At 47.3% G+C, this 25,119-nt stretch carries 16 protein-coding genes and 1 pseudogene; 10 read left to right on the top strand and 7 right to left on the bottom strand.

The window, feature by feature from the left end; all coding sequences use genetic code 11:
- Positions 1 to 97: 97 nt before the first annotated feature.
- The 4 genes and pseudogenes from G367_RS0109060 to G367_RS0109040 all read right to left on the bottom strand — a co-directional run bounded on the left by G367_RS0109060 (position 98) and on the right by G367_RS0109040 (position 4,842).
- Positions 98 to 724 (bottom strand): anaerobic ribonucleoside-triphosphate reductase activating protein, encoded by a 627-nt coding sequence (locus tag G367_RS0109060; RefSeq protein ID WP_020412803.1) that lies wholly within the window; start codon positions 722 to 724, stop codon positions 98 to 100.
- Between the two features lie 2 nt (positions 725 to 726).
- Positions 727 to 2,967: pseudogene (locus G367_RS0109050) on the bottom strand (ribonucleoside triphosphate reductase).
- A gap of 389 nt (positions 2,968 to 3,356) precedes the next feature.
- Complete coding sequence (locus G367_RS0109045; protein WP_020412800.1) at positions 3,357 to 4,256, bottom strand: ABC transporter six-transmembrane domain-containing protein; 900 nt, start codon at positions 4,254 to 4,256, stop codon at positions 3,357 to 3,359.
- Positions 4,257 to 4,275: 19 nt separating this feature from the next.
- A complete protein-coding gene (locus G367_RS0109040; RefSeq protein WP_020412799.1) occupies positions 4,276 to 4,842 on the bottom strand; it encodes a TetR/AcrR family transcriptional regulator in 567 nt (188 codons plus the stop codon).
- A gap of 95 nt (positions 4,843 to 4,937) precedes the next feature.
- Between G367_RS0109040 and G367_RS0109035 the strand changes: the two genes are divergently transcribed.
- The 3 genes from G367_RS0109035 to G367_RS0109025 all read left to right on the top strand — a co-directional run bounded on the left by G367_RS0109035 (position 4,938) and on the right by G367_RS0109025 (position 11,557).
- A complete protein-coding gene (locus G367_RS0109035; protein ID WP_020412798.1) occupies positions 4,938 to 6,059 on the top strand; it encodes an efflux RND transporter periplasmic adaptor subunit in 1,122 nt (373 codons plus the stop codon).
- A 9-nt stretch (positions 6,060 to 6,068) separates the two neighbouring features.
- Positions 6,069 to 9,203 (top strand): efflux RND transporter permease subunit, encoded by a 3,135-nt coding sequence (locus G367_RS0109030; RefSeq protein ID WP_020412797.1) that lies wholly within the window; start codon positions 6,069 to 6,071, stop codon positions 9,201 to 9,203.
- Positions 9,204 to 9,589: 386 nt separating this feature from the next.
- Positions 9,590 to 11,557, top strand: a complete 1,968-nt coding sequence (locus G367_RS0109025; protein ID WP_020412796.1) for a hypothetical protein — start codon at positions 9,590 to 9,592, stop codon at positions 11,555 to 11,557.
- A gap of 53 nt (positions 11,558 to 11,610) precedes the next feature.
- Here the strand turns inward: G367_RS0109025 and G367_RS0109020 are convergent, their stop codons facing one another.
- A complete protein-coding gene (locus tag G367_RS0109020) occupies positions 11,611 to 14,136 on the bottom strand; it encodes an ATP-dependent DNA helicase (RefSeq protein WP_245556678.1) in 2,526 nt (841 codons plus the stop codon).
- Positions 14,127 to 15,785 (bottom strand): VRR-NUC domain-containing protein, encoded by a 1,659-nt coding sequence (locus tag G367_RS0109015; protein WP_020412794.1) that lies wholly within the window; start codon positions 15,783 to 15,785, stop codon positions 14,127 to 14,129. The genes G367_RS0109020 and G367_RS0109015 overlap by 10 nt, the downstream gene beginning before the upstream one ends.
- Positions 15,786 to 16,243: 458 nt before the next feature.
- Here G367_RS0109015 and G367_RS0109010 point away from each other — a divergent pair, with 458 nt between their 5' ends.
- Together G367_RS0109010 and G367_RS0109005 are read left to right on the top strand one after the other, a co-directional pair.
- The gene (locus G367_RS0109010; RefSeq protein WP_026305025.1) at positions 16,244 to 17,383 is read left to right on the top strand and encodes a hypothetical protein; all 1,140 of its coding nucleotides are present in this window, start codon (positions 16,244 to 16,246) and stop codon (positions 17,381 to 17,383) included.
- Between the two features lie 98 nt (positions 17,384 to 17,481).
- The gene (locus G367_RS0109005; protein WP_157533439.1) at positions 17,482 to 18,633 is read left to right on the top strand and encodes a hypothetical protein; all 1,152 of its coding nucleotides are present in this window, start codon (positions 17,482 to 17,484) and stop codon (positions 18,631 to 18,633) included.
- A gap of 916 nt (positions 18,634 to 19,549) precedes the next feature.
- Here G367_RS0109005 and G367_RS0108995 read toward each other — a convergent pair.
- Positions 19,550 to 19,966 carry a YbaN family protein gene (locus tag G367_RS0108995; protein WP_020412792.1) on the bottom strand — a complete coding sequence of 139 codons (417 nt, stop codon included), beginning with the start codon at positions 19,964 to 19,966 and terminating at the stop codon, positions 19,550 to 19,552.
- Positions 19,967 to 20,420: 454 nt separating this feature from the next.
- On the opposite strand from G367_RS0108995, the gene G367_RS0108990 reads away from it, so the two are divergent.
- From G367_RS0108990 to G367_RS0108970, 5 genes are all read left to right on the top strand, one after another.
- The gene (locus tag G367_RS0108990) at positions 20,421 to 21,512 is read left to right on the top strand and encodes a hypothetical protein (RefSeq protein WP_020412791.1); all 1,092 of its coding nucleotides are present in this window, start codon (positions 20,421 to 20,423) and stop codon (positions 21,510 to 21,512) included.
- Between the two features lie 343 nt (positions 21,513 to 21,855).
- Positions 21,856 to 23,031, top strand: a complete 1,176-nt coding sequence (locus G367_RS0108985; protein ID WP_020412790.1) for a 4Fe-4S dicluster domain-containing protein — start codon at positions 21,856 to 21,858, stop codon at positions 23,029 to 23,031.
- Positions 23,028 to 23,510: a cyclic nucleotide-binding domain-containing protein gene (locus G367_RS0108980; protein WP_020412789.1), complete on the top strand. Its 483-nt coding sequence runs from the start codon at positions 23,028 to 23,030 to the stop codon at positions 23,508 to 23,510. Before G367_RS0108985 ends, G367_RS0108980 begins: the two co-directional genes overlap by 4 nt.
- Entirely contained in the window at positions 23,507 to 24,313 is an 807-nt protein-coding gene (locus G367_RS23445) for an FAD/NAD(P)-binding protein (RefSeq protein ID WP_040628575.1), read from the top strand. The genes G367_RS0108980 and G367_RS23445 overlap by 4 nt, the downstream gene beginning before the upstream one ends.
- Positions 24,289 to 25,113, top strand: a complete 825-nt coding sequence (locus tag G367_RS0108970; protein WP_020412787.1) for an NADH-quinone oxidoreductase subunit B family protein — start codon at positions 24,289 to 24,291, stop codon at positions 25,111 to 25,113. Before G367_RS23445 ends, G367_RS0108970 begins: the two co-directional genes overlap by 25 nt.
- Positions 25,114 to 25,119 lie beyond the last annotated feature (6 nt).

Genomic DNA, 25,119 nt, shown 5'->3' with positions numbered 1-25,119 from the left:
TCTGGATATTAATACAGCCTCTGTTCCATCAGCAAGGCAGCAAGTGATGCTTGTCAGGTCAGGCCAATTCAGCAAGCGCCATCCAAACTTGTTAGCCCTATGAAATAAACTTCAGAGTTTGGTCAAGCGCTTGCTCGGTATTACAGCGCTGCACCTCTAAATGATGAACACCGCATTTACGAAGCTTCTCCTGAATTTGAGCTAGCTCCTCATCGCTGGTGAGGCGAGGATGCCTGGTAAGGCGTACTTGCATTGCTGTTCCCGCCTCGACTAGTAGCTCTACACATTGCCAGGGTGCTGTACCGCTACCATCTACCCCGGTAATGGCAGGGTAATTTTCCGGCAACGCTTTTATATCCAGCCCAACCCAGTCCAAACTGGGGATCAAGTGACTCAGTTTCCGAGGGTAGATCCCGGCAGTATGTAAACCTATCCTAAACCCCAGGCTTCGGGCTTGGGCAATGGCTGCTTCCAGTGCCCCCTGGGCAGTTGGCTCTCCGCCAGAAAATACCACCGCATCCAGCAGTCCTTGCCGGCTGGCGAGGAACCCCAATATCTGGTCCCAGTCGTAGGTACTGGGCGCGCGGGCCGGCAACAGATCACCATTATGGCAGTAGCGGCAACGCCAGGGGCACCCCTGGCAAAAGACCACCGCGGCCAATTCACCAGGGAAGTCGATAGCGGTAAATGGTGTAAAACCGCCAATGCGCAGCTTTTCAGCCATGGTTATTTGTCACTACCAGCAACAAAAAAGCGGCGCTCCCTGTGTTCCGATTGTTTGCCTGGATTCCAGAAGGAGACAGGGCGGTGATAGCCCATCACCCGGCTCCAGACTTCACAGCGGGTGCGCTCTTCATTTTTGAGTGGTGAGGTTGGTTTATTCATGATGTCTCTCCTTGGTGGTTGGTTTTAATCGCTGCAGCAAGATTGCTCACGAGCGAGCAGAGCCTCATCGCAGCGGGGACAGAATTCGTGTTCGCCGCTCAGGTAGCCGTGTACTGGGCATATAGAAAAGCTGGGAGTTACTGTGATATAGGGCAGCCGATAATTTTTCAGGGCGCGCTGTAATAAGCGGCGGCAGCTATCGGCATCTGGCAGTTGTTCGCCCAGGTATAGGTGCAGCACAGTGCCACCCGTATAACGGGATTGTAGGGATTCCTGCCGGGCCAACGCTTCGAAAGGATCATCGGTAAAGCCGACTGGCAGCTGGGATGAGTTGGTATAGTAAGGTGCTTCCGTGCTGCCAGCCTGAATAATGTCCTCATAGCGCTTTTGGTCTTCGCGGGCAAAACGGTAAGTAGTTCCCTCAGCCGGTGTGGCTTCGAGATTATAGAGGTGGCCGGTTTGTTCCTGGAACTCTGTCATTCGCAAACGAATATGATCGAGCAACCGCTCGGCAAGCTTTTTACCAGGCTCTGTGACGACACTTTCACGGTCTTCACTAAAGTTTCGCAGCATTTCATTAATGCCGTTAACGCCAATGGTGGAGAAGTGGTTACGCAGTGTGCCAAGATAGCGACGCGTGTAGGGAAACAGGCCGGCGTCCATATGCCGCTGAATCACTTTGCGCTTCACTTCCAGGGAATCCCGTGCAAGGAGCAGTAGTTTATCTAACTGGGCGAGCAGGAGGTCCCAGTCCCCCTTATACAAATAGCCCAGACGTGCACAGTTAATCGTTACTACACCGAGAGAGCCGGTCTGTTCCGCGGAGCCAAATAATCCATTGCCACGTTTAAGCAGCTCTCGCAGGTCCAGTTGTAGGCGGCAGCACATGGAGCGCACCATGTTTGGACTGAGGTCTGAGTTAATAAAGTTTTGGAAGTAGGGCAGTCCATAGCGGGCAGTCATGGCAAATAGCCGCTCGGCATTTTCGCTCTCCCAGGGAAAGTCCTCACTGATATTGTAAGTTGGAATTGGGAAAGTGAAGACCCTGCCGCGCGCGTCCCCTTTACTCATCACCTCAATATAGGCGCGGTTAATCAGGTCCATTTCCACCTGCAGGTCACCATAAGTGAATGGCATTTCTTTGCCGGCAATCACCGGCACCTGGTCTTGCAAGTCTTGAGGGCAAACCCAATCGAAAGTGAGGTTGGTAAAGGGAGTCTGGGTGCCCCACCGGGATGGCACGTTCAGGTTAAAAATCAGCTCTTGCATGCACTGGCGCACACTGGCGTAATCCAGCTGATCCTTGCGTACAAAGGGTGCGAGATAAGTATCGAAGGAGCTAAATGCCTGGGCTCCAGCCCATTCGTTTTGCAATGTGCCAAGAAAGTTAACGATCTGCCCAACTGCACTGGTCAAGTGGGCGGGCGGTGCAGACTCCACTTTGCCGGGAACCCCATTCAACCCCTCGTGCAGCAGGGTGCGAAGTGACCAGCCTGCGCAATAGCCGGCCAACATATCCAGGTCATGGATGTGTAAATCGCCATCCCGGTGGGCTGCACCAATCTCTGGGGAATAGACATGATTTAGCCAGTAATTGGCAATCATTTTACCGGCACTATTTAAAATCAGGCCGCCGAGAGAGTAGCCCTGGTTGGCATTAGCAGCGACACGCCAGTCCGCCTGCTCCAGATATTCTTCGATGGAAGCCCCAACATCTACCAGTGTTTGGCGATCATTACGTATGCGAGCATGTCGCTCCCGATAGGCGATGTAGGCCCGTGCTGTATCTATGTAATCGCAATTAGTTAATATTTGCTCGGCGATATTTTGGATTTCCTCAATATCGACTGGTGTCGCTGCATCAAAGCGATGATTAATCACTTTCAGGATGCCCTGGGTTAGCCAATCAACTTCATCCTCACCAAATTCTCCAGTAGCCTGCCCGGCTCGCACAAGTGCTGAAGTAATACGTTGAGGATCAAAAGCCACAGCGCGACCATCCCGCTTTCGTACCAGTAAGCTGCTCAGGTCTTGAACAGGAGATGTGGCTCTGTCAATTTCAGGGGTAGAGGTGCTTGTCATGGGCCTTCCTTCACAGATTGTGAGGGAAGCTTAAAGAAGTGCAAGAGAGGAGTGCTTGATCTGGATCACTATATATGGTGCTTTTATGATTCAACTGGCACACTATGTTGTGCCCGGATGACAAGCTGCCTAGTTGAAAAACATTTAAATATCAAGGTGTCAGTACTAGGGTAATAGGGGTAGGGTGCAGTATTTTGGGGTGTGTTGCACAAGTAGTAGCGAGTTTCACACTTGCTGCTAGATAACAATTGTCTAGTGGTCCTTTCGTTTAAGTGATTGGAGTACAGGGATTCCTATTCGACTAATTGAAGCAGCTTTTAAGGCAAGAATAAAAATTGACTCTAATTCATACTCCCAGTCGCGAGACACTGTATTCCCGCCTCTTTTTCTTATGATCCAATCCGATTAGAAATCTCCTTCAAACGAATAACCTGCTGAACATAGAGTGGTAACGCAGAGACCTTCCCGATAAAGTCGAAAACGTACATCAATAAGGCAACTATTAATCCGTAATTAACCAGGCCCTCATCGATTGCCGCTATGGGAGCGTAAACAAACAAAGCGACTATCCCAGTCCACAATATAAAGTAAGTGCAAGTTTCCAGGTCGCTCAATTCAATATTCCACCGCATAAGGCGCCGGAAGTGGGCTTTTGCATGCTCAACATTTGGTTGTTTAAGCGCATCAACCTGATATTCCAGCTCATTATTATAAGATTCATTCAGCTGGTAATTGGTATTTCCGATTACGCAATAGATCAGGATAATCAAAGCGAGAATTGCCAGGCAAGCCAGAAAGACGTTGAGATTGATAGCGCTGATGATAATGAGCAAACCCACCATACCAATAGAAACGGTAATAACTTCTGGCAGGCTATTTTCAAAGAATTCGACAATTTCAGTTAATAAACTGGAGCGTGCAGTGATAGTCGACACCGACTGCCTTTTTGCTTTTTCACGGGCCACCATTTCCGACGTAACTACCTGGTAAATATGTGCATAGATTCGTGTATCGTAAAATCTTCGAGCACTTCCCATAAGGACAGAGATAGTGCCCAAGATTGCCAATAAATAAATGCCATCATAGGACTGTTCTAATAGACTATTGATAGCCCAGCCGATGGCAAGTGGAAAAAGTAGTTCGAGGAGTGTTTCAATAACGACCAGCGATAGGGTCAAGGATACTCGCCACTTAAACCGGGTAAAAATCGAAAGTAAAGAATGTTTGTGCTTGCCTTTCGTATAATCATCATCTGTTGATTTTGAAACAGTGGTAACTGGCTGAGTCATTTAACAACACTCTCAATGGTTAACGAGCAACGCCATTGCAAAATGTGTGAAACGCTAAATCGGCCAGCGTATCGTGATCTATGGATTCTGCATTTTTTGTTAGCCAGGATGTATAAAGCAGGCCCTCTACCAGGTTTACCACCCAGGAAGTAGGAAGTTTCTTGGACAGGCTGCCTTCAGATTTTGCGTATTCCACCAGTGTAGCGATTTCACTCTCTTGTTTCTCATAGATAGCGGTGAGCTCTGGGTCATCTTCATTAAAGTCTCCCAACTTCATTAAAAACTCCATTTCGGCCGACAGCGGAAAAATCGCCTTGAACATCAGGTGGAAGGCTTGCAGAGCCGATTCAGCCTCGCTTTCCAAGTGTTCGGTCGTTTTATCAAATGCCTCCAGGCAGTGAATCGCAACCGCCTTAATCAGCTTTTCTCTCGTATCATAAAGACGGTAAAGGGTAGTGCGCCCAACTCCGGCCGCCCGGGCAATATCGCTAAAGGATGCCTCCCTATTTTTGCTCAGGAGTTCCATACCTGCCTTCATGATCGCAGTTTGTGACTTCTGAATACGCGCATCTAGGTGATCAGTCATGGAGTTATTACCCGAACTTTATGGAACATACTTGTATCATAATGCCTTACAAGTTATGGTGCAAGTGTGTTCCATAACTTGTAAGTTGTCTAGGCATGATGAAAATTGCGGGAATCTGGTTAAAGCGGCGGGCTGCAGGTATTGCTGCCACCAGCTTGCTGGTCTTGGTGGGGCTGTGGCTTATGGTTGAGCAACAGCCAGCAGCCATGGTGGAGAAGCCCAAAGAGTTTGGCCTTACTGTTACTGTCGTGGAGGCAGTACCGGCGGATGCTCAGCTTGAAGTCAAAACAACAGGCATAACACAACCCCGCTGGGCGACTGAAGTTATCGCGTCAGTCAGCGGGCGTGTCACCCATATTGCTAACCACGCAATGCCGGGCAATCTCATTAGGAAAGGAGAAATACTGGCGTCGCTACAGGATACTTTTTACCAGGCTGAGCTCAGTGCTGCTCAAGCCAGAGTGTCAGAGGCTGAACTCAACTTGGCCGAGATACTCACGCGTCAATACGTGGCAAAACGAGGGGATAAAGCGAAGTCATCATTTGGCCGACTGGAGCCGCATGTCAAAGCCGCAGAGGCAAATCGAGAAGCGGCGAAGGGAGCTCTCGCATCCTCACAGCAGAGGTTGGCTGATACACAAATTAAAGCGCCTTTTGACTCGGTGGTTATTGCCGATTTAATCCATCCTGGCCAATGGATAAATGAGGGGGATGTACTCTTTCGAGTAGCAGCCAGTGAGTACCTGGATATCCAAGTTGAGCTTTCCGAGCAGACTTGGCAGCGCTTAAACGGTCTTCAGCAAGATCCCTGCAAAATCACTATAGAGGCGCCTGACGGACAGCAATGGCAGGCCTCGGTCCGTTACCTAAGCCCAATCATGGATGCGGACACCCGCCAGCGCAGCCTTATGTTGCAAGTGGCTAACCCCTTTCAGCGCGAAATTCCCTTGCTCGCCGATCAGCAGGTTGATGTAGTGTTTGGAGGCAACACGCAGAGCTATGTTGTCAGTGCACCAGCATCGGTTCTTACAGAAGATGGGAAAGTATGGAGCGTTTCTGAACGATCACTCCTTTTGGAAGAGATAGAGCTACTGGATATGCGGCCGGATTCGGTTCTATTTCGTTACAAGAATCGACCCCACCAGAATCGTCAGCTTATTCGCTTTCCTTTGACCAACTTTGTAGAAGGTCAAGCGGTTGCAATGACTATCCACTAAGGCCTGGATATGAAAACACTCTCACGCTGGTTCCTGGATAACCCAGTTGCCGCTAACCTTCTCATGGCTTTCATTCTGGTTGCAGGCTTGCTGACCTTTCAAAATCTAAGGGTGGAAAGTTTTCCGCAAATTCCACCTACGGAAGTCGAAATCTCCGTTGTCTACCCCGGCGGCACTGCCCGCCAGGTCGATGAGAGCATTACACAGCGTATTGAGGAAGCTATTAGTGGTGTTGCAGGAATAAAGCGCATAACCAGCCAATCAAGCAAAGGTTACGCTTCATTGGTAGTGAAAAAAAATACTAATGTGAAGCTGGATCGTTTGATTGAAGATATTCGCAATCAAGTTGAAAGTATCGAAGGCTTTCCCGCATTGGCGGAGCGGCCGCGTATTTATCGCAGTGAATATACGAATCTTGCGGCGTTTGTCATGGTCTACGGTGGTGACAATAATGATTCGCTTCAGCAGGTATCCTCACGAGTAGAGCGAGTGCTTAAGAAACATCCTGCTATTTCCAAAGTGACAAATCTGGGGAAAAGAAAGCAACTATTGGCTATAGAGCCAGACCTCAGGAAACTTCAACGCTACGGTTTGTCTCTTGAGAACCTAACGGAACGTATTCGCCAGTGGTCAGTGGAATATCGCAGTGGTGAATTAAGAACGGCCAATGGAAATATTGTGCTGCAGGGCAGTTCCCTGGCTGACAACTTGGCGGAACTGAGGAATATCCCCATTATCACTACATCGACGGCACGAGTGAGACTCAGTGATATCGCTACTGTTAAGCGAGATTATGAGCAAACCGACAGTATTGTTCGATATCAAGGGCAACCTGCAGTCGCACTGATGGTATCCACCAGCCAAAAAGACAACCTGTTTCATATCCATGAAGCCACAAAATCAGTATTAGAATCATTGGAATCGACATTACCCAGGAACATGCAGTTGGATGTAATGGCGGATATGTCTCCCTATATTTCCGAGCAATTAGACTTGCTAAGTTCCAACGCCTTGCAGGGATTATTAATCGTCTTATTGCTATTGGTGCTTTTTTTAGATACGCGGCTGGCCTTTTGGGTTGCCTTAGGTATTCCCATATCCCTGGCTGGTGCGATTACATTGATGGGTTTTCCTTCCCTGGATTACAGCATCAACGATATCACTTTATTCGGTATGATTTTGGTACTGGGGATATTGGTAGATGATGCCGTTGTGGTCGGTGAAAGTATTCACCAGGCGAGACAAAATACAACTGACACCAAAGAAGCTGCCTGGAAGGGGGTTGAAGCCGTAGCCGTGCCCACAGTTTTTGGCGTATTGACTACAATCGCGGCCTTCTCACCGATGCTATGGATTGAAAATGAGTTGGCAAAGGTGCTGTCAGGATTCTCTGCTGTAGTGATATTTGCACTGATATTTTCATTAATTGAGAGCAAATTTATATTACCTGCGCATTTAAGCTATCCAAATACACATACTCAAACTAGTGGCGCAATAAAACGATGGATTGAGATTGCCAGAGAGAAATGTAACCGTTTATTAAATCGATTTTCGGATAAGATATATATTCCGCTTTTGTCATTGAGCCTGGCAAACCGGAAAATAAGCATTAGTCTATTTGCCACCTTTCTGCTGCTGGCCTATGGCGCTATGTTCAAGGGGCATATCGCCTCAGTATTCTTCCCTGAAATTCCCGGACGCTATGCCACGGTTAAAGTCACTATGCAGCATGGAGCTGCAAATACTTTAACGGAACGTAATACCGATCAACTTGAACAGGCCATCAAGCGCACCGCAAATAGGTTGCAACAGGAGTATGGGTTGCCGGAGTCACCTGTTAGCAAATATATCGTGTCAAAGGAAGGCACCAAGACCATAGAGTTGACAGCGGAATTAACACATGATGCCCTGGCCAGAGTAGAGAGCAACCGCTTTTTAGAGGAGCTGCGGCTGCAAACAGGTATCCTGGAGGGAAGCTATGCAGTGAAGTTTAGCCTTACGGAAGAGCCGGCGGGGGATACTGCCATTGCGGTGTCTGCCAGCAATCGAGATCAGGCGAAACAAGTGGCTGGCCGCCTCAAGGCTCTACTCGCAGAGTTACCCGGTGTGAACGATGTATACGATGATAGCCAACTTGCCAAAAGACAGCTGAAAATTACGGTCAATGAGCGGGGAGCCAGCCTGGGAATTGATCAAAGTCATCTGGCAGTGCTGATAGGGGGAGCATTCGGCCAGATTGAGATACATCGCCTGTTGGATAAAGGTGAAGAAACTCTAGTGTTGGCTCGCTTTCCTCAAACAGAAACCAAAACACTTGAGCAGTTAAAAGCTACACCTATTAACCTGGATAACAACAGCTATGTAAGCTTAGGCGAAATTGCCCAGCTTAAGTACGAGCGTGAACCCGAGGTTATTTATCGACGTAATCGCGATGAAGTGGTCAGTATCTATTGGCGTCAGAATCGCTCTGTCAGTTCACCGGAAAACAACTGGGAGCGGTTAAAAGAAGAGCTGGTGCCAGAACTGGAGCGCCTTTATCCGGGTGTCCAAATTAAAGCCGTTGGTGAATTCGCCGAAATAGTAGAAGTACAGGCTGGATTTAAAAAGTCCATGTTGCTGACGCTTTTACTTATCTACGTTTTGTTGGCGATACCACTAAAATCCTATTGGCAACCTTTGATTATTATGTCGGTGATTCCAATGGGCTTTGCAGGGGCAATTATTGGACACGGCCTGTTGGGCTTCCCAGTAAGCTTATTATCCTTGTTTGGAATGATGGCAATGACTGGGGTAGTGATTAACGATTCCCTGGTTTTAATGAGCCGATTTAATCAGCTCTACGCGCAGGGCGTACCAGTAAAAACAGCGCTACTTCAAGCTGGGAAAAGTCGCGTAAGGGCAATTTTCTTAACTACGGTGACTACTATCTGTGGGTTGCTACCCTTATTAGCCGAAACCAGCGAGCAAGCCCAATATTTAAAGCCAGCGGCTATATCCCTGGTATTCGGGGAGCTATTTGCTACACCGATTACCCTAATCTTAATCCCTTTGTTACTTTCTTTTGGGCAGTACAAAAATACATCTAGGAGTGATAGCGCTTCACTTACTGAGCAAAGTTTACTTCAGGAAGTGAGGCAATTGTGATCCCTTCATTACTAAGTGCTTATTAGATCCATCACTAAATGCTTATTGTCTGACCATTAAGCTTACCGGTTACTCGGTAAGAATCAAAATTGGAATCCCTTTAAGTCAACTTTGGAAAGTAGCTACGCGAGTATGATCAGCTGCTTTCATGAGTCTTTTTGTTAGCGGAGTGTATTTTTCACCCAATTTGTATATAGGTGACAAATATCGTCAGAAAAGCACCGATATAGGCAGGCTTTAGTTTCTTCATTTTTTTAAATGCGACACAGAAAATTATTCACGAAAAAATAAAATTCTTTTCGTATTTTCATTTCGCGACTTACTGGAACTAATCTCTTAATCTCCACCTAACTTCAAAATCAAAAAAACACGAACTTCAGGCGTTTATGGACAAGTTATTTAGCAAGAAATTATTGGTACTGGCATTAACCGCGGCGTTGGCAGCTTGCGGTGGAGGGGGTGGGGGCTCTTCAGACTCCGAACCTGAGACACCAGCCGTAGGGGATGGTGGCAGCAACAATGGTGGTGATCAGGGTAGCGGAGACCAGGGAGATGGTAGTGGGTCCGGCGATACTGGGAGTAACACTCCGCTTCCAGATAATGATCCCTCAACCGTAACGGTCGGAGATGTTTCTACTTCCGATCTGGGGTTTGCCACAATAACTGCTACAGATATCACCCTGCCTGATGCAATGGTAAACGCCCAGGAAGTTTACCAGCTTGCACACTATATTGGCCGAACAGATAGTGAGCAAGATGAAGAAAATATCGATATCCCTATTCGTAGCTACACTGCGACCTGCGCGACTGATACAGATAAGCCTAGGATGTTTGTATCCACGACCTTATCTGAAGGACAAAGTGCCTCAAATCCAACCTATGGCTCCGTCTATGAACTCCAATACAACCCTGAAACTTCAAGTTTTGATCAAACTGGCAATACCACGATTCTGAAACAGTGTTATGAGTCTCACGGTATAACAGCTAGCGCAGACTGCTCCAGGGTTGCTGTTTTGTGTAACACAGAATATAAGGCTAGTGAGCGATACGATGTTAAGAAAGATCTAATTGAAGAGCACGGTATTGGCTGGATGAAGATTGAGGACAATCTTGACGCTGTTGCAGGTACCGATAATGAGAAAAAGTATAACGATCAGATTTGGCTGATGGAGTGGGATAACAAGCCTTTGTCCGAAGTACCTGATGCTTACGTCGTTAATAAAATGCATGGTGGCACTCATCTTGGCACCCAAGAACTATTATATGTTGAGGATGACAGTAAGGGACGAACCAGTTATGCATTTTCCGTGACTGCTCGAGTACTGGTTAGCGGTTCTCACTATTCTGCGGGACTTACAGTGATCGACCGGGATGACTGGTCAATGACCATGACGGGGGATGAGCGTAGGGGGTGGTATTGGCTATGTGGACATGGTCATGTACTGAATATCCGGGCTTTCTATAACCCTGGCAACGAAATGTTTGGTGCGCTCTGTACCAGTGATGGGAATAAATATCATCCCTCTCCTGGCTTGAATGCAATTGCCATCAAAATGGAAGATGATGGCTCCTCTGTCCTTGAAGGAACCTACAATCACGTGGTTCCTACAACAAGTGCAATGATTTCCAACGGGGGAGGGCACACAGTAGTCCCAGTTGATGCTAATACTAATTTATCTGTTATCGTTTCACCGAAGTACATCGAAGATGAGGATATGGATAGGTTCTTACAGGATACACTCGGTATTGATACCAGTGGAGATGGTCCCTTTGATGATCAATGTGCTGATAAGGCCAATAAGAATTGCTTCTTCTCGTATCTCGAGGAAATCGAATATGATGAGGGTGACTATTCACTGATACCAAGGCAAGGACTCTATTCTGGCGGCGCCCTGGATAAATCTTCCTTAACTCGCGTGGGTATCGCCAAGGTTGATTGGGAAGGCAATATTGAGGGGGTTGGCATCAAATGGCTGGCTGAAGACTCAGATTGCCAGATTAGCGACCCGCAACTGGTCGACCTGAAGAATGGACGCTACCTGTTTGGCTATGCACAATTCCAGTGTATTTCCGATAACCTTCCATATAATCGTAGCTATAACAAGAAAGGCGAGGCCATGCGTATGCTGGTACCTAAAGCCTACTATGTGATGGAGATTGATGCGGATTTGAATGTGCTCGAGGGGCCGGTAAAACTCACCGATTACGGGTGGGGCGGACTGGATGAGCCAATGTATCTGGGTAACGGTAAAGTTGCCTGGAACTATATCAAGAACCCCACCTTTGAGAACTACATCGGCGGGCAGCAGAACGTCTGGCAAGCGATTGTTTACCACTCAAAAAGTGTGAACTAGTCCTGATCGGCTGGGGCAAGGTTTTACTTGCCCCAGTTTTTTCGTGAAACTGCCTATTTCAGCCAGCTATTCCAAAAAGCCTCCAGACTTTTCGAAAGTGCTGTACCGTTACTGCATATTTCGAGATTCCAGTGTTCCGGATAAAGTGACTGATAAAACCTGTCAGTGAAGCGATAATCAGCCAGGACAATCACTCCACGATCCGATTCTGAGCGAATTACTCGCCCTGCTGTTTGCAAAACCCTGGTTAACCCTGGATAGCGGTAGGCAATATCAAAACCAGTACCCACCGTGGTTGGGGTTCCATCATCAAAACCCTTGCGGATCAACTCCTGCTCTTCATTAACTTGTGGCAGGCCGGTACCCACAATGATGGTACCGATCAGTTTATTACCCACATAGTCTACGCCTTCTCCAAAAACTCCCCCCATAATTGCAAAGCCCAAAGTACGGGAACCTTCAGTGAAGGCTGCCAGGAATGCTGCGCGCTGGCTTTCACTGGCCCCAGGTTCCTGCTGCAATAAATCCACTTCAGGAAAGCTTTGCTTAAATGCGACTGCCACTTGTTGGAGGAATCGGTACGAGGGGAAAAACACCAGATAGTTACCTGGATGGCCCTGGTAAGTACGAGCGATGATCTCTACCAAGTTTTCTGTAGCCTGATTACGTGATTTATAGCGGGTATCAACATATGGACAGAGGAAGACGCCTTGCTGTGATGGAAGAAAGGGAGAGGGTAGCTTCATGTATGGAGCCGAGCTGTTCACCCCCAGTTGCTGAAAGATATAATTTGCCGGGCGCAAGGTGGCAGAAAATAAGATAACTCCATGAAACTGGCGAATAGTTTGCTGGATATACCCAGCGGCATTCAAACAAAGCAGCTTGAACTGCTGCTCCTGCCAGGGCGTGCCCGCGTCAAATACCCGAGTGAGAGCTTGATGTTGTCCAGATAAGTCTTGCTCAATACATACATAGCGGTAAATGGACTTTAGCCATTCGCTAATTTCCTCTGGCGGCGATTGAGAGCTCTCCCATAGCTCACTGACTGTTAAGAGCACTTTATGGGCTGCCCTGGAAACGGTCACCGGCTGGTTTTCTGGCGATGTGAGAGAAGTCACCCACACTTCGGAGCCTGATTTGTTTAATTGAGCGTGGCTTTTGTTGGTGGCTTCAGGATCTTTAAGCTGTTTAACCCACCGGTCAATCGCCCTCACCAGTGCCTGGATGCTGCGCTGCAGCTTGGGGTGACTTCCTTTACAGCTTGCCGCGGCACGGCGGGTTTCCTTGCGGCTCAGGGTCACACTGTACATATCACAGGCGCGGTCACTGAGATTGTGGGCTTCATCCACAAGTAGCGCACGGCGCTGGTTCTGCTCCTGTAGAGCCGTCAGTCGCACTAGGGGATCAAATACATAGTTGAAATCGCATACTATCAGGTCTGCCCAAGGCAGCATTTGCAGGGACAGCTCGAAAGGGCACAGCTGCATTTCTTCTGCGACTTTTGCCAGCAGTTGCGGAGAGAGAAGAGGTAAGCCTAGAAGTTTCTTGCGCGCAGCCGGCAATCGGTCAAAAAAACCTATTGTGCGTGGGCAAACATCCTCCTGGTCGCGGCTACACATACCAAGACTACAGGCACAGGTTTTATCCCTGGCCTGTATTTCCAGCAGGGATAACTCTAGGCCACGCTTATGTAGGCTCTCTACGGTTTCCCTGACCACCTGCCGCCCTGAGTTTTTTGCAGTAAGGTAAACCAGCTGGTCTAGCTGCTTTTCTCCCAGGGCCTTGATGGCAGGGAATAGGGTACTGATGGTTTTACCGATTCCCGTGGGCGCCTCTGCGACCAACTCGCCACCATCTCTCAAACAACGATAGGTGGCTACGGCTAGCTGACGTTGGCCTGGCCGATACTTGGGAAAGGGGAATGCCAGGTCTTGGGCACTGGTAGCCACCTGTTGACGATGTTCCTGCCAGCTCTTGTGCCATTGGATATAATCTGCAAGCGCAGCGAGGGTGAAACTCTCCAGTGCTTCCCAGTTGAACTCCTGCAATTCCGGGTAAGGCTTCTTCTCTTTAAGGTTGTACCAGAGCATTTGCAGTGCCACACGATCGCTGCCCTCACCGGTGCCTCCTTGCCCATGCCTTTGCTGGAACAGGTAACAGAATCCGTAGACTTTTAGCTGAGCCCACTGCAACTGCCGAATAGCCTCTGGTAATTTGGAAGGAGGGCAGTAAGTGGTTTTGATCTCATCGATCTGTACAGGGGTATGCAGATCTGCCTGCGGGTGAAAGATATCCACCCTGCCAGTAAGAACCACATCATAGCCTTCACATCGTACTTGAACTTGCAATGGATATTCAGCTTCACTGCCTTTGGGGCGCTTCTTTTGCAGTTTCTGGTGTGTGCGAATGCCCTCTTGGGCGGAGGGGCCGGAACCTGCGTCATTAATCAGGTCGCCGCTACGACAGGAAAATGCGACCAGCTCACCAACCGAAAGGCGCAGGAACGAGGCCTGTTTAGTAGCACTAATGGTTGTCGTTGAGTGGAGTTCTGTGGCCGCTTCATTCAAGACTATTGCCACTCCACGTGAATTACCCTATGGGGCACCCGCTGGCTGGCAAAAAATGTAAGCCAGCGTTGCTGGTTTTGTTGCAGCCGATCTCCGGGCCCTTTCACTTCTATCAGTTCGTAGTCCCCAGCTGCAGGAAACAGGATAAGATCCGGCAGTCCGTTGCGGTGATGGGCAATATCACTCAGTATCCGTTGGAAGAGGGAGCGCCAATGGGAGGTTGGTATTCTTTCCATTGCGGTAGTTACTAATTCCTTGGGCAGAGCATCCCAGGCAACCAGCGGATTGGAAATCCCCCACTTATCGCGATAGCTACACCATACCCTCTCTCGCAGGGTATCTTTATCCAGTTCAGCCAACCTCTGATCAAGTAGGGTACGGCGGGAAAGATAGAAGTCAGCTGTCCTGAAGTCACTGGGAGCAGACTGGAAGGGGTTAAAGAAAGCCCCTGGTATCGATGCAAACAAGATGTCCCAGATATAGAGACCAAGAATGCCGTTTAGCAAGCAGTTCTCAACATAGTAACAATTGCCCTCTGACAACTGTTCCAGATGTAAGGCAACCTGAATCTCAACTCGCTCAGGACTCTGGGGCAGGACTATCGTTTCCGTAGGAGGGCGATAGCGCTTCGGCGCTGGCCATTCTTTAGCGCAATCCAGGTCTTTGGCTGTACGGTGGCCAAAACTCTCGGCAAATATTTTTTCTGCTTCATCCAGAGGCGCTTCAAGAATCTGCTGACAAAGTCCAAGCCCTTTGCCAGTATCACCATTCTTAATTGCAATACGTGCGCGCCTCTCTCTAGCCGGTGGCCGTTGGCACATTTTGTATAGCCGATCTGCTGCCGCTAGTTCACCCATACGCTCTAGCTGACGGGCCAGTTTTAAACGCAGGCGATCCAGGCGCCGGTGAAGCGCGGCATCCCCCGTTATTCCTGATGGCAGCTGCTCTGCCAGGGTGAGGATATCAGATGTCTCGCCTGTCAACGCCTGTTCGGCCAGATCCAGACAATGGTAATAGTTCAAGTGCTGATCTATCTGTTCCCGGTTCTGGAAAGGCAGATTCTGTCGATCCAATGGATAATCTTCGTAACGGAAAAGCCCCAAATCCCGCAGAACATAATCTGTCAGGTCCTGGTTAAGATTGCCAAAGAAGCAAAGCTTGAAGGTTTCAAAGCAACTGGCGTGCTGAACAGCTAATAGAGTATCAGCGGCCAATAATTTATGTAGGCCAGAATCCACGCCCTGTTCCAGGAGGGCAGCTATCAGGTCAGCTCGCTTAAGTGCTTTTGGTAGAGGCTTGTTACTCGCTCTGAATAGTTCAGGCTTGGTGAAAAGAGGTAACAACTCCTGGTTAGATATCTGAGGGTTTAGTCGCAATAATCCACTTACCTCCAGTTCCCGACATGCATGCTCCAGATCTTCTATTTCTGCATATTGCAGTTTACTGAGACGGAACAAGGCCCCAGCTGATGAGGGGGCACCTTTGCGAGACAAAAGTCTTACATATAGTTTTTGGCCATTGATGCCAAGTGACATAAAGCGCTCGTAAAATTGATCCTCTTCTGCTGACAGCAATGATTTATAACGGGCGGTGACAAACTTCATCAAGGTTAAGAAGTTGGTCAAGTAGTAATCAGCAGGAAGCTCTGCGGCGACAGTCATCGGGATATGGGCAACCAAAAAACTGTATGGTTATACAGCAAGTTGATTGGATGGACAAATCCCTCGGCTGACCCACCAATCACCATCCGTTCACCACATGCGCATAGCTATTTGGAGAGGGTTTAGAGTCAAGCTGTGTCCAAGGGGGTTAACTGCCAAACTCCAGGCTTTTTTCTCAGTAAAACGGTCCTTCTTTCCTATGGTCGGGAGAGGTGAGATGGTCCAGGCTTACTGCACGATTTATAAACAAATTCGCAATGGTTCTGCTGTACGTGCGGCTTTGAGCAAATCTAATGCCTCAAGAAGTTAGCAGTTACGGGAGCCTCCCATCCATTGAAAACTCTATTCCTGATTGAATTCAGAATCTGGAGTTACCACCAGCCCCAATTCACCGGTCAGTCCACCCCTTTGGATTGGTATCCCCTTTATTAGCGTCAAATATTGTAAAAGGAGTTACTATGAAGACGTTAAGACCGATCGCAGCCACAGTACTATTCGCTGTCGGCAATATTGCAGTCGCCAACACATCCATTATTAACCAGATAGGTAATGGAAATACCGCAACTCCCGATCAAAGTGATCCTACTGTCAGCAATAGCCTGATTGTTCAAACCCAAATTGGGGATGACAACACCTCCACAGCAACCCAAGCGACAAGCACAACCAACAGTGCCGCCATCCTTACTCAGGTTGGCTCTATGAATACTGTAACTTCCATGCAGGAAAACACTACTGACAGCAGTTTAATTCTTGTCAATCAATTTGGGGATAACCATGTAGCGGATGCAAGCCAGAATAATAATATTTCTCAAACGGTTGGCATTATTATACAAAGTGGTAATTCCAATACCGCAACGATGATACAACAAGAAGACATCACAGCAAGCGCGGTTTTTGTTAGCCAATTTGGTTCTGGAAACTCTGTCTTTCTGGAGCAACTACAAAGAGTTGATCTCAGTCTTTCGGTAGTAAATCAGGTGGGAGACTCAAACTCCACCATCTTTGAGCAGGATCAGGATGTCGTATTCAGTACCGCCTTAGTGAATCAATTTGGTTCATCCAATATGGCTGATATGGAGCAAGATGAGACTATTACTGCTAGCTTTGCCTCAATTCAGCAAGTAGGAACTAACAATACTGCATTTAATGAGCAGGAAGAGGACATTTCATTTAGTTTTGGCTCAGTTATCCAACTTGGTGATTCAAACTTCGCAGATATTGACCAGGAAGCACTTATATCAACCACAGGGCTACTATTTCAATCAGGCTCCTCCAACTTTGCGAGACTTGATCAGGGTGAAGATTTTTCTGGCTCTGAAGCTGTGTCCAGTTTTGCCTCTGTTACCCAATTAGGTTCACTGAATGAAACTGATGTAGATCAGGGGACAAGTGGCTCAGCATTTTTCAGCACATTAATTCTGTTACAGTCTGGAGCTATGAACACCTCTGTTATCGGTCAAAACGATACAAACTCAAGCAGTATCCTAGCCTCCCAATTTGGAACCTCTAATGATTACCTTGCCAGTCAGGCTGGCTCCAATGAGTCAATCACTGCAATCCAAATTGGTACAGGAAACACGGGTACAAACCTGCAATAGTTTCGGGTGATCCCTGGAAAGGGTCTCCGTAACAGCTGACTACTCCAAATTGTTAGCCAGCTTTCTCTCTGAGAGTTAATGAAGTAAAAGGACTTGTCATGAAAAGGTTAACATCAATAGCCGCAGCGCTATTAGTGATTGTTGGCAATAATGCTATAGCGAACAACAATACTTCCATTGTTATACAGCAAGGAAACGGGAATACTGCAAATCCTGACCAAAGTGATCCAACTGTCCACGACAATCTTATTGTTCAAACCCAAATTGGTAATAGCAATACCTCTACCGCAACCCAAACAACCAATACTAACGGAAGTTCTGCCTTCCTAACCCAGATTGGCTCACTGAATACAGTAACGTCTACTCAGCAAGATGGCACAACTACCAGTACAGTAATTGCCACACAGGCTGGAAACAACAATACCCTGGATTTTTTGCAAGGTGATGCCACGTTGAGCTCAGCCACAATTATCCAAGGTGGCGAAATGAATAGTGCAGTCGTAAATCAAAATGACGATATAAATGGAGGCATTATCCTTATCAATCAGCAAGGCAATTCCAACGACATATTTCTAGACCAGCTTCAAAGGGTGGATAGTAGTATCTCTATTGTGAATCAAATCGGTGATTCAAACTTTGTAAATTTTGACCAGGACAGGGATGTAACCACAAGCCTGGCATCAGTATCCCAGGTCGGTAGCTCAAACAGTGCTTCCATGGAACAGGATGAAGTCGTTACTTCCAGTATTGCAATCATTGACCAGAATGGCACATCAAACTTTGGGGATATAGAACAGGAGGGCGATCAGGGTGCCGTAGTTTCCAGTGTGGCGGTAGTGGTGCAAACTGGAGATTCAAACACTGGACGCGTAGACCAGGAGGCAACAACTTCCTCGACAAGCCAGATTATTCAATCTGGGACCTCTAACTTTGCCGACCTGGATCAGGGCAATGAAAATGTGCCATTAACAACCCTTTCTAGTTTTGCGTCCTTGGCTCAAACTGGAACCTCAAATACAGCAGACGTGGATCAAGGCATATCAGGTTCTGTCTTTTTTAGTGTGCTAATCGCAAATCAGATTGGTGAACTCAATGATGTCAGCCTTTCCCAGAATGGTACTGTTAACAGCAGTCTTATAGTTACACAAATTGGCACATCCAATATGGAAACAGCCGTGCAATCTGGTACAAATGAATCAATCAGCGTTACTCAACTTGGCACCGGCAATATGGGAACGCACTTGCAATAGCTTTGTGCCACGTTTCTATTATTGAATAATAGCCAGCTATGTAATCACTAAGACATTTGTGACTATACGCGCTGGCTTTTACTTCATGTATCGTAGGACTTTGCGATACCTAAAAATAATAAACCACAAAAAAAGTACAATTGGGGAAATACACAACAGGATTAACTGGTTTCTCAACACTGCCATATTCATAGTGGCAACTACCGTCCCTATTTCATAAATGTCTGTCACCATTATGAGTGGCAGAAAGAACCCCCAAAATCTCGGTGTGGCGATTCGCCTTGCAAAGGCCAAACCATAAAAGCCAACAAAATAGGTGCTATAGATAATGAAGCTGGCAATCAACCACCAAACCGATTGATTGTATTCATTCAGTACGAATGCTTCATATTGAGACAAGATTTCAATTGGTAGCAGCAAAAAAAACAATATCTTCCAGGTGAAACTGGATTTATAGATATATGTTTCATCACTCAGAGAATTTTCCGTTGCCTGATACACATCCTGCATAAAACATCCTTGTTGTTATTGCCTAGTGAGCAAAGTTTATTAAATTGCTCTTGTAGCCAGATCTTCTCGATGCTTTTCCATTATAAAGAGCGCCGGGGCACACCAGGCGTCCCAATCAACAGAAGGGCGCAGAGGATATTCCTCTCAACGTCAATGTCAACCGCTTACAACACCAATTTAACCACATTGAGACATTAATCTTTAACTTTGTTGTTTTTATTCAAATTCATACTGTTTGAAGTGGTTTTTGACGAGGTAAATACCTACTTTGGGGTAGTCGCCTAATGGTAATAAGTTGAAGATTTTATTTGTCATAAAGAGTCAGGTGTCACAATCTATTCGGTACAAATATCCCATTTACAAGTTAGGAAACCAAAAACTATAAAGGCCACTGAATAATGCTTGTTCACTTTTTGGGTTCAGGCCTCGTCCATATCCAAAGCATTGCGCAACCAATGCCACCCACGATAAAGATTAATAAGTAGAGATTACTGAAATGATGAAGGGCAACGGCCATGGACAATAGCATTGTTAATGTTGCCAGCCACTTGGTTCTACGACTGATATGGCCGCTCCGCCAGGTTTTTATCAGGTTCCCAAATAGATGGTGATCCTCAATCCATTGATGCAAACGCTCTGAGCTACGTGAAGCTGCCCAGGCACTTAGAACAATAAAAACGGCTGCAGGCAAGCCCGGCAATATAACCCCAATTATCCCCACTATCAAAAAGAAACAGGCTAGGGCACCCCACAACCAGCGCAGCCACCCTTTAGCCAATGGGGGCGTCGATGTATAAGCGATATCATCGCTGCTCTGTTTCAAAGTTATATCTCCTGACCCCTATTTTGAACAAGGAAGATAATCCAGGTGTCTATTCAAATAGAACCCTGATTTTTCCTGATTAAGCCCAGTATTAAATAGGACCTCCACTTCCTTGATTGACCCAATACTAAGGGAGAGTGGCGCTACAATCCAGCTCAATACAGGATCCAGGGCGGCCTATCAGTCATTTCTTATTTCCAAACTTTCTTCTCATGTAAATAGGATTTTCTTCCTACAGCATACAAGCGCCACTGGCACTAATCTTTATTTATTGTCTCCATACCTAACGAATTAATGCCATTATGCGTCAATCGGCATGGAAGTTCCTGATCGATCTTAAGGAAATTTACAAAGTATTTCCCGCCCGATTACCCATTCGGCTGCATTTCAGATTTTAAAACTTGCTTTAAGCATGCCAGAACAAACAAAGCCCTTTTATACAAAGGTCGTTAATATGAAATCTCACGCTCAATTCCTGACTATAGCCGCACTTATGTTCAATGGAAATGTTTTTGCCGCTAACAATTCCGTAGATCTGTATCAAACCGGATGGGAGAATATTGCAAGCTCTATTCAAACGGGCGCAAATACAAATGGAAATATCAGTACATTAATCCAAAACGGGACCAGTAACTCTGTTACCACTTATCAAGTGAATAACAGCTTAAATAATACAATTTCCACTACACAGAGCGGAACGGGTAATTTGATTCCAGTCATTGAGCAAAACAGTAGTAATGAAGCTTCAGTTAAAGTTCATCAAGTTGGTGACGACAATCTGGCAGAAACGCTACAAAATAGTACTGTATCCAGCGCAATAACTTTTTTACAGGAGGGAAGTGGAAACCAATCTTATAGCTCGCAGGTAAATTCAAATAATGACAGTCTACTAATCAGTCAAAAGGAATCCTCGAACCTGGTTTCAGTTGTTCAGAAAACGACAACAAACAATACGATCGTAATTAATCAGCATGGGGATAACAATAGTGCAGAAGGAGGCCAGATAAAAGAAAGCTCTGGTAAAGTGGTGGTCTCTCAAAAAGGTAACTCCAATTCAGCAGAGTTTCTGCAAACCTTGGGTCTAGCGAATACGTTGTCAATTAGCCAGGATGGAGACAGCAATAACGCAACAACGTCACAAAGGTCTATTTCTAACAGCGTTGCCTCAACGACACAAACCGGACAATCAAACACCGCGATAATCGAGCAGGAACTACTTTCCAACGGTATTGCTGAGATTAATCAAACTGGTGATACAAATGTTGTCTCAATCTTACAAGCAGGTTCCTACATTCAAGCTTATTTAAGCCAAGAAGGTGCAAATAATTCCTTGTCTATCACCCAGGTAGGGAGTTCTCATTCTGTCGTAGCCAACCAAACCGGTTCGCTAAATACGGCAACAATTAACCAGCTTGGAGCATCGAATGTTGTAGTGGCCATTCAGGCTGGCGCATCGAATGCATTAAATATCAACCAGGCTACTAATGGTAATACTGTTTACACTACTCAGGATGGAACGGGAAATATCATCGTAGTTTCGCAATAGCAGTATTATTTAGTTAACTATGAACAATAGAAATATAGGAATTTCTTACTAAGCTGATTACCCCTATATGTTTAAACTTTATTCCCAGCTTTTTGAGACCTTCTTCCTAAAGATAACTTCCGCAACCCAGCGCTATACTTCCAGTGTCACCTCTATTTTACCTAGAAAGCCAGACAAGCAGTAGGAACTCTCTAAGGATGAAATGCTGTAGAGGTGACTCCACTTCAACTTTAACGACAAAGATTTGAAAGCATTCTCCGCCTAATTAGCTGTTCAGCTGAGTTCCTTATCAATCTACTCTCAATTGCAATCCTAAGCGCTATTCGCTTCAGTGGTGAGTAAGATGAGAGTTGGCAGCATGGCTAACCTGGGCCAAATTGATTCAGCAAATATGGATAGCTATGAACACCTGTTACAAGCTGCCGACCTGGATGACTTAATTCAAGCGATCCTCGAGCATGGATATGAGGTGTATGGTCCTACATTGGTCGATAAGGCCATCACTTATGGCAAGATTCTCTCGTCGGCCGATCTACCCCAAGGTTGGACTGATGAACAAGAAGGGGGGCATTACCGGGTAAAGCGCCGTACGGACAATGCCTACTTTGGCTATGTCGTGGGGCCCCACTCGTGGAAAAAATACCTGCAATTACCTCATCGACCCATTTGGAAATCCTCTCGTCAGGAACAAGAAGTTCAAATTATCGAAATCAAGGAGGACGTCCCCAAGCTGGCATTCCTCGGCGTGCGTAGCTGTGAGCTACACGCCATTGCTATCCAAGATCGTGTCCTGATAGAGAGTGACTACCCCAACAGTAATTATCGAGACAGAAGAAGTGGGCTATTTACCGTAGCAGTAAACTGTACCACTGCGGCTCCCACATGCTTTTGCACGGCTATGCAAACAGGTCCTGCTGTGACTCTTACCAGTGATCTAACGATGACAGAAGTATTGGAGGGTAAGCGCCACTTCTTTTTGATTGAAAGCGGTACCGAGTTAGGAGCGCAGATCCTGGCGCAGTTACCCCTCAAGCCCTCCACGGTAGAGGAGAAGCAGCAGGCACAGAAGGGCATAGAAAGCGCTGAAACTCAAATGCGACAGGGACCGCGTCACTTCGATAGCTCTGATCTAAAGGAGTTACTGTACCGCAATTTTGAGAGCCCCAGTTGGGATAAAGTGGCGGAACGGTGTTTATCCTGTGCCAACTGCACCATGGCCTGCCCTACCTGTTTCTGTTCTACCGTTGAAGATACTACAGACCTCAGCGGAGAAAATGCCGAGCGCTGGGAGCGCTGGGACTCATGCTTTACGTCGGACTTCAGCCATATCACCGGGGGCTCGGTGCGCGCAGACACGCGCTCACGCTATCGGCAGTGGATGACACATAAGCTTGCTACCTGGCATGACCAGTTTGATAGTTCTGGGTGTGTAGGCTGCGGCCGCTGTATCACCTGGTGTCCGGTGGGTATCGACCTGACAGAGGAAGTCAGGACTATTCGCAACCTGGAACAGCCATGAAGACTATTGCCAACCTGCTGCATGAACACCCTTTCTTTCATGGTTTGCCAGAAAGCGATCTGCAGTTTCTTGCCTCATGTGCGGAAAACTGCGTCTACCACGAGGGAGAACATCTCGCTAAGGAGGATACGCCGGCCAATCATTTCTTTCTGATCCGCAGTGGGCGGGTGGCGGTAGAAACCTTTGTGCCTAACCGCGGCGCCTTATGCCTGCTGACCCTACACGGCGGCGATATTTTCGGCTGGTCCTGGCTCTTTCCACCTTACATTTCAGCCTTCGATGCACGTGCTCTGGAGGAAGTTCGCAGCATACGCCTCGGTGGCGCCTGCTTGCGGGAAAAGTGCGAAACAGAACCTCGTCTCGGCTTCGAATTGATGAAGCGCTTTGCCCGGATTGCAACCGAGCGATTGCAGTCCGCTCGTATTCAATTACTCGATATCTATGGCTCCACCCCACCTGAGCCGGGTACGACTCCGTGATCCCCGAAGTCTACAAGGTGATTCACAGGCAGGAAGAGTACCCGGGAACCTTCACCTTGCATCTAGAAAGTCCGGCATCACCACCCATGGTCTACGGGCCAGGCCAGTTCAATATGCTCTATGCCTTTGGTACTGGTGAATCTGCTATTTCATTCAGTGGTCTGGAAGTGGAGGAGGGTCTGTTGGTTCATACCATTCGGGCACAAGGGACTGTGACTCGAGCACTGGAGCGATTAAAGAAAGGGGATTCACTGGGAGTTCGCGGCCCGTTTGGAAGAGGTTGGCCACTACAGGGCATTGAGGGCAAGGAGCTGCTGCTTATAGCAGGTGGCCTGGGCCTGGCACCTTTGCGACCTGTCGTTTACAGGGCTTGGCAAGGGAAACTGAAGGCCAGTCGGGCCCGGCTTTTCTACGGTGCACGTCGCCCAACAGAGCTTCTTTATGGAGATGAAATTCCACACTGGATAACAAAGCTGGATGTGGTGATGTCTGTTGATCACGGCGACAACGCCTGGCCCGGGCATATTGGCGTCATTACTGATCCTCTACAGGCTTCTGATATCGACGGCGCCAATACGGTCGCTTTCCTGTGCGGGCCGGAAATTATGATGCGCTTTTGCATTCAGGTGCTGCTGCGCAAAGGGGTTCCTGAATCTGCTATCTACCTTTCTATGGAGCGTAATATGAAATGCGCCATTGGTCTCTGCGGACACTGCCAATGGGGGCCAAACTTTATCTGTAAGGACGGCCCCGTATTCTGCTACCAGGATATCCGCGCATGGTTCCAGATCCACGGCTTATAGCAACCGAAAAGGGGAAACCCAAGCTGGCGGTATGGAAGTTTACTTCCTGCGACGGCTGCCAACTGAGTCTGCTTGACTGTGAAGACGAACTCCTATTGCTTGCTGAGGAAGTGGAGATTGCCTACTTCCTGGAAGCGTCCAGCAAGGTGGAAGAGGGACCCTATGACATTTCCCTGGTGGAGGGCTCAATCACCACACCTGATGATGTGCAAAGGATTCAGAAGGTCAGAAAGCAATCCAGGTTCCTGGTTTCTATTGGCGCCTGTGCCACCGCTGGGGGCATCCAGTCTCTGCGCAATTTTGCCGATGTCACTGAATTTACGTCCGTTGTGTATGCCCGGCCTGATTACATAGCAACCCTGAAAGATTCCACACCTATCTCTGCGCATGTTCCGGTGGACTTTGAGTTACAGGGTTGCCCAATCAACAAGCTTCAATTGTTGGAAGTAATCAGTGCATTTTTGAATCAACGGGCACCGCAGGTTTCTGCACACTCCGTTTGTATTGAGTGCAAGTTGAAAGGCAATGTCTGTGTCTGGGTGGCTCACGGTACCCCCTGTATGGGGCCAATCACCCATGCAGGTTGTGGCGCGCTATGTCCAAGCTATAACCGTGGCTGCTATGCCTGCTATGGCCCAAAGGAAAACCCTAATGGAGAATCTCTTTGCCACTGGTGGGCAGAAAAACTGGGTACAGACAAAGCAACAATTATTGAAAATATTAGAAATTACAATGCATTAGCAGGTTCTTTTAAGAAAATAGGTGAAAGTCTGGAAGTGAATAAAAAACGTACTACTTAAAGGAGT

It is taken from the genome of Microbulbifer variabilis ATCC 700307, assembly GCF_000380565.1.
GTDB classification, from domain to species: Bacteria; Pseudomonadota; Gammaproteobacteria; order Pseudomonadales; family Cellvibrionaceae; genus Microbulbifer; species Microbulbifer variabilis.
Note: the sequence above shows the minus strand (reverse complement) of the source record. Positions and strands in the feature narration are given on the sequence as shown.